We start from the raw sequence: 14,424 nt of genomic DNA, 5'->3' as shown, positions 1-14,424 counted from the left end.
GTAATATTTATTATTACTTTTATATTTTTTTTATAATAAAATTTTATATATAATACATAATATATTATTTATTATGTTACCGGAAAAAACCAACATCAGCGCAAGAGTTGAAATAACACTCAAAAAAATAGTAGAAGAATCCAGTTTTACACACAAGGACGCATACGAACTCGGAGCAATGCTAATAGCTATCGGCGATGCACAGGAAACCATAACACTAATACACAACAATCCAAATTATGAAAGAATCATGAAACAAAGGGAATACAAGTTAATTGAAGAAAGAAAACAGGAACTTGAAAGGGAATTAAGAGATTTATAGGAGAACCATCACCATGAGTCGAGTAAATTCAGACATCCATTATTTTCTAGAACAGCACGAACAGGAAATAATAAACTGCTGCAAGAAGGCAATGAGCAACAAGGAAATCATAGAACTGCTAAAGACAAAATATGACCGTGAAGTTTCACTTACAACATTCAAGGAATTCAAAGCGGGATTAAAAATAACCAAAGGAGATTTCCTGGAAACACTTCTGGATGAAATACAGGTAATGAAAACTCAAGGCGCAACAGATGAAAGTGTCAGAAGATGGCTTGATGAAGAACACAAATTTGAAGTAAGCAGAGCAACATTCTCCAGATTCAAAAAGAAATACAATCTAACAGATAATGATAAAGATCCAAGAGCAAGACAAAAAGAAGCATTGACAAACAGAGCCATAACACAAAAGCAAATTACTGACAATAACGTTCATCAGGACAATATAGATTTAGCTATTGATTCAATTCTTCAGCAACAGGTCACAGACATTAAAACAGGTTTGGAAAACTTAGATAAAATAACTAAAAATGCAGTTGGCCTTGAAATTGACTTTGAAAAACTGGATAAGGAAGTAAGATACAATGCCAATGAAAAAAGCTTGGCCAGATACTTAATCGACATTACCGAACTTAAAATCAGATATCTGGAATTGTCCGTTAAAGCATTTGAAGCCAAAAACAGATTATTCAAGGATGAAATGGACAGACTGTTCAAAAACCGTGTGTTAGAGTTAGAAGATAAGAAAATTGAAATCTCACAAAGAGACATTATGAATGAAATAGAAATCCTTGCAAAACAGATAGATGATAACAATGTATGATGAAAAAGGTGAATTCTATTTAGATGCTAAAGATAAAGCTATTCTTCAGAAGTGCGTATACGAGAATCCATATATACCCTTCAATCCGTTTCCAAAGCAGGCAGAGATGATTTTAGCTACTGAAAAGGAAGTCCTTATCGGTGGTGCTGCAGGAGGTTCCAAATCAACAAGTCTTTTGATGAGGGCACTGTTCTATGTTCAGGATGATGTTAATGAATATCATGCCCTCATCTTGAGACGTACATTATCTGACTTGAAGCGTAAAGGAGCTTTAATACACAAAGCAAGTCAGTGGTTAAATCGAAAGGAAGTTCAAAATAATGCAAGCATCAAACCAAAGTGGGATGGAACCGAACATTCATGGACATTTCCCAATGGAAATTCACTGACTTTCGGATATTTGAGAAACATCAATGACCTTGATACATATCAGGGTTCCGAATATCAGTTCATTGGAATTGATGAATTAACTCAATTGGAGAGATTCAAATATATCTACATGAGGTCAAGGGTAAGGAAAACAAAAGACAACAAACTACCTACACAGTTAATGTGCTCAAGCAATCCCGGTAAACGTGGAAACAAATGGGTAAGGGAAAGATTCATAGAAAAAATTGATACTGATATTCAAGATAAATCACAAATAAGATTCATTAGCTCAAGCTATCTCGATAATGTTTATCTGGACAGAAAAGACTATGAAGAATACCTTATGGGATTGGATAGAGTAACAAGGGAACAGTTAATGAACGGTAACTGGTATGCTAGTGTTAAAGGTCAGCTATTCGATGAATCAGACTTCCACCTAATCTCTCATGACGAATACATGAAAATACCAATAGTTAAAATCATAAGATACTGGGATCTTGCTGCAACTGAAGTATTGAATGATGATAAATTAAGAGGAAGTGATCCGGATTTTACGGCTGGAGTTCTGCTGGCTAAAGATCTGTCCGGAAACATTTACATCCTTGATTCCTATGAATTCCAATTGGAATCCAGAAACTTAATCAATGAAATATTAAATACTGCTGCACGTGACAAGTCCGATGTGCAATACATTGAACTCGATGGAAGTACAGGCAGGAACTTCGGGTTATTGATTATCGATGAGCTGAACCGAAGAGGATTCACAACAGGAACCGGTAACTCAAGAGAAAACAAGGTTGACCGTGCAAGAAGAGTCTCAGCAGATATTCAAAAGAAGGGAATTTTCCTTGTTGGAAAGGATTCGACCGGGTTCACGAAAAAATGGGCGATGGAATTTCTGGAAAAAATAACTGCATATCCGAATGAAGCTATTCATGATGACTGTGTAGTTGCGTTCACTGGTGCTTATGAAAAAATAGTTTCTGAAGTTCAAACTCAAAGAGTTAATGTGGATAAGTGGTATTCCACATAACTTGTCTTCCATAACAGTTAATGTTATAGACGAACCTTTTGGATGCCTATTCCTTTATCAGTACTTTTTTAAAGATATTTGCAAATTCAGTTTTTTCATCATCATTATAATAGTCATCACCCAAGTCAGTAGTCAATGTAAACATTGCCAGTTCATAGATTACCTTATTCATTTTTTGCCCTTTAGCCGTCAATGAATATTCAATATTATTTTCATCATTGCCTTTTGAAATAAGGCCGTTTTCTTCCATTTCCCTTAGGCAATTGCTTAAAACTTTATTGGATAAATTGGGTTTTCCTTCTTTAAATTCATTAAAACGTTTTTTTCCAAAAAACATGTCTCTTAATATTTGGATGACCCATTTTCTACTGATAAGTTCAACTGCAAGTTCCATAGGACATTTTACTGCTTTTCCATTATCACTCATTGAAATCCCCTTAACTAAAATAATCTTTATGGTTTGAAGTTAATTAATTTTAAGTTACCTCCAGGTAACTTAACTGTTTTTATATCTGTCTAAATAGATATCATAATAGAATAAAGGTTTCTGACTTTTATTAAAAAATTTTAAGGTGAATATCATGAAATTCAATGCATGGAATGAAAATGAGACATTTTTCTCATCAAAAATAGCACAAAACGTAATAGCGACCGCTTGCGGCTCAGACATCAATACTGCATGTGGCAGTGATGTAACTGCATCAGCATGCGGTTCAGATGTTAATACTGCTTGTGGCAGTGATGTAACTGCATCAGCATGCGGCTCAGACATCAACACCGCTTGCGGATCTGACATCAGCACAGCATGTGGTTCAGACAGATTTTAAGATTAAAATTTAATCTTAAATCTTTTATTTTTTTAAATACTTTTTTTGGAGCTGTTTTTCATGGCCGATTTTTTCGCATTTCAATGGCATATTCTGGATGACTGTGACCAGCGATGCAAACATTGCTATATTTTCTCAGAGGAAAATGACAAGGAACTGATAAGCATGGGCTATGAAGACATGCAAAGGGTTTTGGATAACTGTCTTGAATTCTGCAGGAAAACCAAGAGAACACCATATTTCAGCATCACCGGCGGAGACCCCATTCTGCATCCTGACTTTTGGAGGCTGCTTGAACTTTTGCATGAGAAAAACATTCACTATTCTATACTTGGAAATCCTTTCCACATTACTCATGAAGTTGCAGAAAGACTTAAAGAATTAAGCTGCAGACAGTATCAGATGTCTTTGGACGGCTTAAGGAATACTCATGACTATTTCAGAAAACCCGGTTCATTTGACATAACCCTGGAAAAAATCAAAACCCTGAATGATGCCGGAGTAAGGCCAAGCATCATGACAACAGTTTCCAAAACAAATATTGACGAAATCCCTGATTTGATCGATGTTGTCGTTGAAAACAATGCGGGATTATTCAGCTTCGCCAGATACTGTCCCACAAGCCTTGAAAAGGCAGTTCAAATGACACCTGAAGAATATAAAAATCTTCTAGAAAAAGTATGGGAAAAATACCAGCAATACAAGGATTCAAAAACATTTTTTACCCTAAAAGACCATTTATGGACATTATTTTTATACGAAAAGGGATTATATACCATTCCGCAAAACCTGAAGGATGATGTGATATATGACGGATGCAACTGCGGAAACAGCCATCTGACAATATTGCCCTCAGGCGATGTGTTTGCATGCCGAAGAATGGACAGTAAAGTTGGAAACGCATTAAACGAATCAGTATATGATATATTCATGGGAAAAAATATGGATGAATACAGGCAGTTCGAAAAATTCGAAAAATGCGGCAGATGTGAACTTTTAAGGTTCTGCAGGGGATGTCCCGCAGTAAGCTACGGAACAACACACAATATGTATTCAAAAGACCCACAATGCTGGAAGGAGATATAAATGATGAAAGCAGTTGTTTTAGAAAAAACATGCAAAGCAGATGAACTGAAAGTAAGCAAAGTTGAAATTCCAAAGGTCAAAGACGATTGGGTGCTTGTAAAAGTCTTGGGCTTTGGAATAAACCGTGCAGAAATAATATTAAGAGATTATGAGGCTGACGAAGACTACATCAACCTGCCAGTCATACCCGGAATAGAATGTGTCGGCAGAATAATAGACCCGTCAAATACCCACTTCAAAAAGGATGACATTGTCGTTGCCCTGATGGGCGGAATGGGAAGAAGCTTTGACGGAAGCTACGCCGAATATGCACTCCTGCCTCAAAAAAACGTCTTCAAAATAAGTGACGATATCTTCAACGACTTAACCTTGGAGGAGATAATAGCCATTCCTGAAACCTATTTCACTGCATTCGGTTCTATTGATGCATTAAACCTTAAAAAGGAGGACTCCATATTGATCAGGGGTGCGACTTCAGCTTTGGGACTGACTGCAATGCAGATTGCAAGTGCAATAGGTGCAAATGTGATTGCAACCTCCAGAAGCGAAAAGAGATTCGCCAAACTTAAAGAAAACGGCGCTGATGAATGTCTTGTTGATGACGGTGAACTATCACAAAAAATCAAATGCGATAAGGTTCTCGAATTGATTGGACCAAAAACTCTTGACGATTCAATGAAATGCTTAAACGAAAACGGAATATGCTGCGTTACAGGTGTTTTGGGAGGGGTCGAATACATGGCTGAATTTGATCCGATTAAGACAATTCCAAACAGAAGATATCTGACATCATTTTTTTCAAATTATCCGTCACAGGAAATAATTGACGATTTATTCAGATTTATTGCAGACAACAATATCAAACCAAGCATCTCAAAGGTTTTCAGTAATTTGGCAGATATTGGAAAAGCCCATGAGCTTATGGAATCCAACAATGCTCAGGGAAAAATCATATTCAAACTGGAGTGATTATTATGGTAACTAAAGAAGAATGTTTTAAACAGCTAAGGGAAGTGATTGATGCAGTTTTATCTACTGTTGATAAAGACGGCAATCCTCAATCAAGGATTATAGACATTATGCACATTGAAAATGATAAAATCTATTTTTTAACCGGTCGTGGAAAACATGTCTATGAGGAAATCATGACACATCCGCAAGTAAGCTATCTTAGCCTGAAAGACAACAAATCAATCAGAATAACCGGTAAAGCCCATAAGCTGGATAACCAAAAGCATTGGATTGATTTGATTTTTGATGAAAACCCTTTCATGAATAATGTCTATCCTAAAGGAACAAGATATATTCTGGAAGCGTTTTGCATTGAAAACTATCAGATGGAATTTTTCAATCTGACTCAAAAGCCAATCTACAGACACACATTCAAGTTTGGCGACTGGGAGATTATTCCGAAAGGATTTGAAATAACTGACGACTGTGTAAGCTGCGGAACATGTTATGCAAGCTGTCCTCAAAGAATACCTTTCTTAGGTGAGAATCACTATGAAATTCCTCAGGAAAATTGTCTGCATTGCGGAATGTGTTATGAAAACTGTCCTAATGAAGCAATAGTTAAGAAAGAATAATTTTTAAAGTATACCATTGTGGATAAATGGTATTCCACATAAATAGCTATTTAAAACATTCAAGTAATCGTCTTCTGCCTTGCCATATTAACTGACGCTGCCTTTTCCTCAGTTCTTTATATTCCCAATACATCTGTGATGTAACATGCCCATGCAGTCTTCGATACTCATCAATCCTTACAATCTCAGCCTGCACAATAGCTGCTTCTCCTTCATGCCAGCAGTACCACGGATGATGACAGGCCACATCATTTTTAAAAGCCAATCCAGTCCTGCAATTATTGCAGTAATCCACAAACCACAATTCCTCTTCCCTTTCTTGCTTTTCCTTTTTGGCTTCCTTTATCTGTTGTTTTATAGATTTCATAACAAATCAAAATTTTAAAAAACCATAAAAACTATTGAGAAATTTTGGGATGGTTTTTTTAAATAGCTTTTAGAATCCTTTAAATCAAAAAAGAATAGCTATCATCGCTTTTCAAGATTATGATTTTTTAAAAAACCATGATTTTCCAGGGTATGCGGGAGGTATTGTTAAAGTTACCTCACCCTTATCCTGGAAACTTCAGTTTTTCTCACAAAAGCAATTACCAATTCCCACTGATAATTCTCTAATCAACCTAAAAACAATTGTAAGCAGTTTTTTATAAAAACTTTCATCAAAGTTTTTTAAAGTTTACAAAGTTTTTTGAGTATTTTAGTTTTCATGGTTTTTATGGTTTTTTACTTATCCATGTCGGTTTTTTAACTTCTCTGTCAAAGTTCATGATACTTAACCCCTCGATAAATTTATCTTCCTTCATAATGTCTATTACCCATTCACCGATTTCATAGCAGATGTTTTCATATATGGAATCGTCAATGTGCTTTAAGTCGTAGTTGATTGATGCAACTTCGCTTTTAGCCAAGTCATATATATTGGCTCTGCCGGAATGATCAGTTACCTGAAGAAATCCCTTGTCTGCCAATTCATACATGTATTTCCTCACCGATGCTTTACTTAATCCAAGATTTTGAAGTGCGAAGTATTCATTGGTTGTAATTCCCATATTCAACACTTCCCTGTCCTTACTTATCTTCCAGTCATCAATATTGCTTCTGATGTCATTTAAAACCTCAACGGCCTTAGGTGACAGGTTTGCAGATATGCTCTCTTTATAAGGTTTTAACAAACTCATGAATTCCTGTACATCAGCAATGTTTGTCAGAATCACTTTCTTGCCGTCAATGTCGTAGACTTCATGGTTATAGTAATTCAAGGCTGTAATTGTTTTCAGTATTCCGTTGAACTTATCGAAATCCCTTTTATAGAAAGCGGAGTCCTTGAGGAAGTTGATGACAAAGTAAACATATGGATTTATTATTACAATGTTTTCAAAGACTTCCTTAAGGTGCAGCAGCATGTATGGGACTAGTTCAGCTTCATTTTCATAATGCTTCAGCATTTTATAGCTTTTGCCATGCTTGAATTCCAATGCACTGTTTCTTTTATTGAAGATATTCTGATTGTCCATTCTTGGTGTAATGAAAACGCTTCTGCTCATTTCCTGATCATCAAAATAATGATTCGGAACGGTAGTGTATGTAAGGCATGGCCTTCCAACAAGTTCCAAGTCCTTGACTTCCCATCCACCTTCACCGTCAGGAATATTCAGCGGTTTATTTAGAAATCCATCTGACTGGAGTTCCTTCATGAGGTTTTTTGACTCTTCCATAAAGTCATGGTCGTTGTTTCCACCCATATCCCCATAGTTAACGATTTTGCCGTCATAGAAATACTTGTCTGTTTTTGCACGATTGAATAGTGCTGCTTCAGTAATTTTCTTTTCATTGACAACAAAACGTTTAGGAATCAATTTTAAAGCAGCTTCCTGAATGTGGGATTTTCCGCTGCTTGCTTCACCAAGACATATGACCGATACTGGATTTCCAAGTACAACCTGTCCAGCATATACGGCAAATGCATACAATATGTTGTTGCGTTCACCTGCCGTAAACCATTCAACAATACTGCCAATATAAATCAAAGGCCTGCTTAATGATTGAAGTTTAGTGATAGCTTCCTTTAATTTAACACTATCCTTTTCCTGCTCAGCCTGTTTCTTGTCAGCTATTTCCTGTTCAATTACAGACAGCTCATTTTCATAGTGAAGCTGAAGGAGCTGTTTTACTTCTGCAAACTGGTTGTTTACAATCTTCGGATTCATGTCACCTTTTGGATTTACAATCTGTTTGAACTGTCTTGCGACATTACTTTGGGAAGATAATGTAGCTGGAGTTTTATTTAAATATTCTCCAATCTTATTACCATCTTGATTCTTAAATACATAAGTGACACTGTTAACTTTCTTTCTGTTGATAATGAGAGTTATTGTGTCTTTGGTAGGTAATTCAGCCACATTACTCATTTTATTCCCCTATTTTACCTGGACGTCACGTACAATGAAACTGTAATAGACATAGCTTCCGGATTTCTCTTTGACCTGGATTGTCATTTCACCTAAATTGTTTACAAATTGACGGTATTCAGCAAGGTTGACACTTCTTAAAATATTTGATTTACCTACTGAACCTGCATTTTCAAGTTCAAGGATTGAAGTGATGAAGTCAAAGAGCACGCTTCCTTTTCTGATGTTTTTGTGAATGTCACCGTCGTTTTTGAGGTTGACATTTATTTCAATGTAAAGTTGATCATCATCCTGGAAGATGTAGAGTTTGAATCTGTTTACGGTTTTTTCTTCGCCATCATCATCAAAGGTGTATGAGGTAACTGAAGACATTTCAGGCCTGCCTCTTAAGAGGGTTCCGTCTTCAAAGTCTCTTAATTCTGCTTTTTCATATCCTTCCGGAATTTCCACAATTTCTTCGTAATCTAATTCTGTACCTGTAAATATGGTTTGTTTTGTGTTTTCAAAACTCATTTTGATTCTCTCCTAAAAATATTAAAGAGGATTAGTTAACATCCTCTTTTAGAAATCTTGATTGACTTACAATCTTTTCAGCTGACATTTCTTCTGCTGACACTTCACCTGCTCCAATCAGTTCAGCTATTGCACGATTGGTTGCACGTGTTTTAGCAGTTGACATGATAGTGTGGTCTGAAACTTTGTCCTTTCCTCTTTCACTCCTAGAACATAGCGCATCTGATTCAACACTTCTGCCATTTGGTAGAGTTGCTCTCACACAGTAGTATGCTTCTTTTATTCTGCCGGTTTTTGTTCTTTCCAAATCACGGTCAACAATTGCAGTATCAACATTGAATGCTCTTGATAGCTTTTGCCATGCTGACTTTTTCTTAAAGTGTCTTTTCACTTTAACATAGTTTCCGTCTTCATCTTTTTCCTTAACGATTATTTCCTGATAGTCTGTATCATTCAACAATCCTTTACAGAGTTTTTGATAAGCATCCCACTGTTCAATGGCCACATCAACGTCAGGGACATTATCAACTTTAACTAATTCAGTTTCCTGTGAAACCTGCGGTTCTTCTATAAGTTCTGCTTTTACCATTATTATCACCTTGAAAAATTAGAGGATTAGTTTATAATCCTCCAGTACTTGTTGCTATTCCGATCCAGCCGACAACTGCAGCAACTACCATGCTTCCAATGAAAATCATTTTTGGATTGGGATCCATCGGTTCTTCTTTCGGATATAATCTTGCTGGTTTAGGCATACTGACCAACTCTCCTGATGCAGACTTCAATAATGAAATTCAAGTTAATTATTGTAGTCATTCCGCCTTTTTTGTGAATAACAACTGTTTTATTGTCTGGGAAATTCAGTTCATCTGATTTCATTACCGCACAATACGGATTTTCATCTGCAGATACCAGTGCAATGAAATGTTCTTCATCCAGATTCCTTTGCATTTCAAGAATTGTACTTTCCATATTTCTCATCCCTTTTGTGTTTGCGAAATCCGACAATAAACGCTTCTCCTCTTATGAATTTGATTAAACCGATGTCGCCTTCAGCTGCATATTGAATTAATGACAATAATTTCTCATGTATTATTGTCTGGTATGCTTTTTTACCGCCATCAACCAGTACGATACCGTCATCGTCAATGTAGAGGATTTCCTGTTCAACATCTCCTTTGGCAATTTTGATTTCACCATTGTGAGTTAAAATGCCGTGGAAATTATCTTCAAATTGATTAATTGAGGTTGTCATGATTTATCAACCTCAGTTAATGCAATGGGTGAAAAGCTATTCATTGGTATTCACCCAGGTGTTCGATTCTATCAAATACCAGCCATATTCTAGCCCATAGATCTTTTGGGACTAAAACATGAACTTCTCCGTTTACTTCTTGTTCCAACATTATTTTTAGGCTCCTGATATTATCTTAAATTTTTAGTTCGTCTTAGCGTGTTTAATCAAGTCTTATTATCTTGATTCTGTATGACTCGAAGAATTCCCTTTCGTTTCGGATGTTTTCTGATTCCTGAATTTCAGAGATAGTTTCTTCAAGTGCCCTGAAATTATTGAAAATTATTATTTCATTGGGCCGGGGTTTTACTAGTTCACACATTCTTTTGAATCTCCTGTTTTCCCTTATTGGGAGTTAGCGATCAACGGTCTAAAACTCACATGTGGCCAGAAGTCTTTGAAAATAAAAATAGTTTGTAGGTAAAATCAATATTCCATTCATTACCGAATATTTAGAATAAAATAAGTTTTTTAATTGAAAATCTTTATATATTGCTTAAAATAAACTAATATTGGGTTAAGTTTTGGAAAATATTAATTTTTAACACTGTTTTGCGGCGTGTCTAATTATTTTTATTTTTCTTACTGGCCCACTTATATTCTGCTTATTTTTTTCATGATTACTGTTTTTTTGATATTTTACCTCCTTAAAGATGTTTTGATGCCATGCTGAAAAAAAGTTGTACGAGTGTGAAAAATTGTTCTCACTCATAAAAATTGCTTTCATTCAGTGATGGGTAATCATAGTTTGTTAAAATGAATATATAAACATTACTATTGCCCTATTAATGTTAATTGTTTAATTATTACAATGTTATACTTGAAGATAAGGCATGTATTTTTCCAAAATTCTATAAACAAATAAACAGAAAAATGTGAAAAAAACTAGAAAAACCTACAATACGAAACTCCCAATATGGGACTATTATGTTGAAAAATTGTAGTTAAAAAAATATAAAAAAATAAAAAATGGAAATAACTTTTAAGTCTTATTTCTTAAAGCTCTTTTGATAAAATCAATTTCTCCCTTAAGACCATCCAGTTCAGCATTCAATTTTTTGTTTTCGCTTTCCATTTCCTGAAACTCAGGAGATTTGATGGATAATTTTTCAACATCAAGATTGATTGTGACTGCACCCATATGCTCAATATATTTTTCTCTTAAACGCAAAGGGTCTTCCATGAAATAGGAAGTTCTGGTCTGATCCTTTCCTCTACCCTGAAGTTCATCGATTTCATCCATGCTCAAACCGTCATTATAAAGTTGGCTTGCATGAAACTTCCTCAGCATGTGGGAACGGAATCTGTTATAGGAACCTGCCTTTCCAAGGTTCAGCTTGTTGTTGATTTTACCGAAGGTATTGTTCAAGTGAGTGGAACTGATATCAAAAAGAGGAGTTGAATTTGTAAGTTCCCTCTCATCTATCACAAGATAGTGAATTATTTCTGCTGTGGACTCAGGACTTGAAAAGGTAGTGTAGTACTTGTTGGTTTTCTGCCTCCTTAATCTCCAGGACGGAACCACATCATCTCTGCCATGGAGGGCTTCAATAACATCATCAATATTGTCTTTGTGATGATAAGCAGAGGTTGCATCAATGAAATCCTGAATGGTTATATTTAAAGTTTCCCTTTTTGCACATCCACTGCTGGTCATAAAGAGAATTATTGCCTTCATTAACGGATTGACCATCTTCAGGATATGCCTAAGCAATTCTTTGTCAGGCAAATCATTATAAGAAATAGGCATAGGTTTTTTAACATTTTTCTGATTTAACTTAGGCATTTTACCAATTTCAATGTCAAAACCTTCTTCATATACGGTCATGACCCTACTGACATAATTTTTGACTGTGGTTGCAAGATGTCCTTTTTGCAGCAAATGGTTTCTGAAAGCCAGAAGTCTTGCTCTCAATTTAGAATACTTCCATCTAACATCTTCCCTTTCTTCAGCTTCTGCTTCTTCCAATAATTTATAGAAAGGTGTTTTATGGTATCTTGAATACAAACCAATGGCGGTGGTATAACTCTTGAGGGTTACGGCTTTAAGTCCTCGCTCATCGCAAAAACTTTTTATTAATTCTTCATCTTTTTCGTGCATATCCATATTTATTACTCCTATATAAAATCACTTTTTACCAAGAGCATTTGATAAGTAATAAATATTTTGATGAATGTTGCCCGTATACTAACTCTCTTGAATCATCGCTAGATTACCCTTAGCTCCTCGAGTAACCCTCGAAACGGGCAGCCTATCCAATATTAATTATTTTTTAATCACAGCTAGCAAAAAGCCATCTCATAAAAAAATTAATTAAATATCAGTCAAAAAATGATATGACAATAATATTATGTAAAAAATTATATTTAATAATTTCTTAAAAAAATAAATGATTTGAATGTAAAAAATAATAATTTAGATACTAAACGAATTTTACAAAAGAATTTATATGGAAAAATAATATAATACTGAAAGAAAATGTAATAAATACTTAATAAAATAAAAAAAAGAATTGAATTATAAATTATAGAAAATCACAAGAATATTTATGCATTGCATCGGCTAATTCATTAGCATTTACCTCAACACCCATTTTAGCAAAGAATTCTGTAATTTTTTCTTTATTAACATCCAAATATGGGTTTTTTATAAAATCTTGAATCATTCCCAAATCTTCCATGTTTGAAATACTTTCAAAATGCTCAAATTCAATTACATCAGTTTCTTGGTTATTGGTCATGGTGGTATACTCCTTTTTAGTTAATTGTATATTATTTAGTTTTTTATCATTAATAAAATTTGATAGCATACTACCATATAATGAGTCTTCACATTCAATTTTATCTCCACTTTTTCCTGTTAAATCTACACAACGAGATAATGTTAAAATGTAATATACTAACGAAGCTTCTCGAATGTCTTCAATTATATCATTATGAAGTCCTTTAGCTTTTAAAATCCATAACCCATCTCTTCCCACAATCAATTCATAATCTTCAAAATCCCTCAATAGAATATTGAAATTTTTTCCTGAAGGAGGACTGAATGCATTTATTGGGTGATTATGCATAGAAACAATATGTTTACCCTCAAATTCACCATCTTCAAAATCTAGCCTAACTTGATTGTCTTTACCTTTTACACACCTAAGAATTTCACCAGTACAATAATCAAAATAGATTACCCATTCATAATACAAACATTTAGTCTTTTGAATGAATTCAATAATAATATTATATGCTTTTTGACTAAACTCCTTAGGCAAATCCTCTTTTTTAATTAAAGGAACATTATTATTTTCTAATTTTTTATACTCTTCAAAATCAAGATCTATATTCAACATAACAACACCAAAATAATTTGTTAAAAAATAAAATTTTTAATTTTCATGAGGAGTATATTTAGTTAAAAAAGATAATAAATCTTAATTTAAAAATTAAAAAGCAAATGATATTAAAAATGATTTTTTAAAGACAATTTAATCAAGTAAAAGCAATATTGATACAACATCATAAAAATATAAAAGTTAGATAAATTGTATACAATCATGTATAAATTGATTTAATATTTAAAAATAAGGAACAGTAATTATGAATATAATGAGCTTGCAGCGAAATGAAATTCCCATAGAAAACCATAGTACACAAACAAAACACAAAAGGACTTCACTACTGGGATCGAAACGAGACCAGGTATAACCCCCATGCTATGACCGCAATACTCACTATATTATGAAAATGATGAAAATAATAAGTAAGTAAGAAATGGTTTGTATATAAATAAGCTTGCAGCGAAATGAAATTCCCATAGAAAACCATAGTACACAAACAAAACACAAAAGGACTTCACTACTGGGATCGAAACGAGACCAGGTATAACCCCCATGCTATGACCGCAATACTTGATATACAAACCGATGAAAATGATTATAAATTATCAGCGCAACTTTCACCCAAACTGTTAACACCTAACCAAATTGCTACCAAACCATAATATTACTTGAAAAACAAGCATAACAGTTTACTAACAATTAAAATAATGCAAGCGAACAATTGGAAGTAGCGGACTGAACAACTCGGAAAAAAAACCTCGAAGCTTACATCCCTACCCCATCAAACAAGTCTTCTACTCGCGTCCTCAAAAGCAATCTATTTTCAGGGGA

At 34.5% G+C, this 14,424-nt stretch carries 18 protein-coding genes and 3 rRNA genes; 7 read left to right on the top strand and 14 right to left on the bottom strand.

Features of this window, described 5'->3' with window-relative positions; all coding sequences use genetic code 11:
• The first annotated feature begins 73 nt into the window (after positions 1 to 73).
• The 3 genes from ACKI44_RS02725 to ACKI44_RS02715 are packed head-to-tail and all read left to right on the top strand — an operon-like array spanning position 74 to position 2,547.
• Complete coding sequence (locus ACKI44_RS02725) at positions 74 to 322, top strand: hypothetical protein (RefSeq protein ID WP_296812631.1); 249 nt, start codon at positions 74 to 76, stop codon at positions 320 to 322.
• A 13-nt stretch (positions 323 to 335) separates the two neighbouring features.
• Entirely contained in the window at positions 336 to 1,145 is an 810-nt protein-coding gene (locus ACKI44_RS02720) for a hypothetical protein (protein ID WP_407421306.1), read from the top strand.
• Complete coding sequence (locus tag ACKI44_RS02715) at positions 1,138 to 2,547, top strand: phage terminase large subunit (protein ID WP_407421304.1); 1,410 nt, start codon at positions 1,138 to 1,140, stop codon at positions 2,545 to 2,547. The genes ACKI44_RS02720 and ACKI44_RS02715 overlap by 8 nt, the downstream gene beginning before the upstream one ends.
• A 46-nt stretch (positions 2,548 to 2,593) precedes the next feature.
• On the opposite strand, the gene ACKI44_RS02710 is transcribed toward ACKI44_RS02715, so the two are convergent.
• The gene (locus ACKI44_RS02710; RefSeq protein ID WP_407414877.1) at positions 2,594 to 2,974 is read right to left on the bottom strand and encodes a winged helix-turn-helix transcriptional regulator; all 381 of its coding nucleotides are present in this window, start codon (positions 2,972 to 2,974) and stop codon (positions 2,594 to 2,596) included.
• Positions 2,975 to 3,128: 154 nt separating this feature from the next.
• Here ACKI44_RS02710 and ACKI44_RS02705 point away from each other — a divergent pair, with 154 nt between their 5' ends.
• Genes ACKI44_RS02705 through ACKI44_RS02690 form a run of 4 tightly spaced genes read left to right on the top strand, consistent with a single transcriptional unit; the run spans position 3,129 to position 6,046 of the window.
• Positions 3,129 to 3,374, top strand: coding sequence for a hypothetical protein (locus ACKI44_RS02705; RefSeq protein WP_407421302.1), 246 nt, complete (start codon positions 3,129 to 3,131; stop codon positions 3,372 to 3,374).
• A 60-nt stretch (positions 3,375 to 3,434) separates the two neighbouring features.
• Positions 3,435 to 4,460 carry a radical SAM/SPASM domain protein, ACGX system gene (gene acgM / locus ACKI44_RS02700; protein WP_407421300.1) on the top strand — a complete coding sequence of 342 codons (1,026 nt, stop codon included), beginning with the start codon at positions 3,435 to 3,437 and terminating at the stop codon, positions 4,458 to 4,460.
• A complete protein-coding gene (locus ACKI44_RS02695; protein ID WP_407421298.1) occupies positions 4,461 to 5,429 on the top strand; it encodes a zinc-binding dehydrogenase in 969 nt (322 codons plus the stop codon). It begins immediately after the preceding gene.
• Between the two features lie 5 nt (positions 5,430 to 5,434).
• Positions 5,435 to 6,046: a 4Fe-4S binding protein gene (locus ACKI44_RS02690; protein ID WP_407421296.1), complete on the top strand. Its 612-nt coding sequence runs from the start codon at positions 5,435 to 5,437 to the stop codon at positions 6,044 to 6,046.
• A 46-nt stretch (positions 6,047 to 6,092) separates the two neighbouring features.
• On the opposite strand, the gene ACKI44_RS02685 is transcribed toward ACKI44_RS02690, so the two are convergent.
• The 13 genes from ACKI44_RS02685 to ACKI44_RS02625 form a co-directional block, all read right to left on the bottom strand.
• Positions 6,093 to 6,413: a hypothetical protein gene (locus ACKI44_RS02685; protein WP_407421294.1), complete on the bottom strand. Its 321-nt coding sequence runs from the start codon at positions 6,411 to 6,413 to the stop codon at positions 6,093 to 6,095.
• A gap of 346 nt (positions 6,414 to 6,759) precedes the next feature.
• Positions 6,760 to 8,454: a hypothetical protein gene (locus ACKI44_RS02680; protein WP_407421292.1), complete on the bottom strand. Its 1,695-nt coding sequence runs from the start codon at positions 8,452 to 8,454 to the stop codon at positions 6,760 to 6,762.
• 9 nt (positions 8,455 to 8,463) lie between these two features.
• A complete protein-coding gene (locus tag ACKI44_RS02675) occupies positions 8,464 to 8,967 on the bottom strand; it encodes a hypothetical protein (RefSeq protein ID WP_407421290.1) in 504 nt (167 codons plus the stop codon).
• Positions 8,968 to 8,998: 31 nt separating this feature from the next.
• Entirely contained in the window at positions 8,999 to 9,556 is a 558-nt protein-coding gene (locus ACKI44_RS02670; protein ID WP_407421288.1) for a hypothetical protein, read from the bottom strand.
• Positions 9,557 to 9,587: 31 nt separating this feature from the next.
• On the bottom strand, positions 9,588 to 9,722 hold the full coding sequence (locus ACKI44_RS02665) for a hypothetical protein (RefSeq protein ID WP_407381376.1): 135 nt from the start codon (positions 9,720 to 9,722) through the stop codon (positions 9,588 to 9,590).
• A complete protein-coding gene (locus tag ACKI44_RS02660) occupies positions 9,715 to 9,939 on the bottom strand; it encodes a hypothetical protein (protein ID WP_407414859.1) in 225 nt (74 codons plus the stop codon). Before ACKI44_RS02660 ends, ACKI44_RS02665 begins: the two co-directional genes overlap by 8 nt.
• Positions 9,920 to 10,222 (bottom strand): hypothetical protein, encoded by a 303-nt coding sequence (locus tag ACKI44_RS02655; RefSeq protein WP_407414857.1) that lies wholly within the window; start codon positions 10,220 to 10,222, stop codon positions 9,920 to 9,922. The genes ACKI44_RS02660 and ACKI44_RS02655 overlap by 20 nt, the downstream gene beginning before the upstream one ends.
• 202 nt (positions 10,223 to 10,424) lie before the next feature.
• On the bottom strand, positions 10,425 to 10,583 hold the full coding sequence (locus tag ACKI44_RS02650; protein WP_407414855.1) for a hypothetical protein: 159 nt from the start codon (positions 10,581 to 10,583) through the stop codon (positions 10,425 to 10,427).
• Positions 10,584 to 11,243: 660 nt separating this feature from the next.
• Entirely contained in the window at positions 11,244 to 12,368 is a 1,125-nt protein-coding gene (locus ACKI44_RS02645; RefSeq protein WP_407414853.1) for a tyrosine-type recombinase/integrase, read from the bottom strand.
• A 418-nt stretch (positions 12,369 to 12,786) separates the two neighbouring features.
• A complete protein-coding gene (locus ACKI44_RS02640; protein WP_407421286.1) occupies positions 12,787 to 13,605 on the bottom strand; it encodes a hypothetical protein in 819 nt (272 codons plus the stop codon).
• A gap of 259 nt (positions 13,606 to 13,864) precedes the next feature.
• Positions 13,865 to 13,982, bottom strand: a 5S ribosomal RNA gene (gene rrf, locus ACKI44_RS02635).
• A 62-nt stretch (positions 13,983 to 14,044) separates the two neighbouring features.
• Positions 14,045 to 14,162: ribosomal RNA gene (rrf, locus tag ACKI44_RS02630) — 5S ribosomal RNA — on the bottom strand.
• Between the two features lie 132 nt (positions 14,163 to 14,294).
• Positions 14,295 to 14,424 (bottom strand): 23S ribosomal RNA (locus tag ACKI44_RS02625); the annotation flags it as partial.

It is taken from the genome of Methanobrevibacter sp. (genome assembly GCF_045646205.1).
Taxonomy (GTDB): domain Archaea; phylum Methanobacteriota; class Methanobacteria; order Methanobacteriales; family Methanobacteriaceae; genus Methanocatella.
This window is presented reverse-complemented; position numbering and strand designations above follow the sequence as displayed.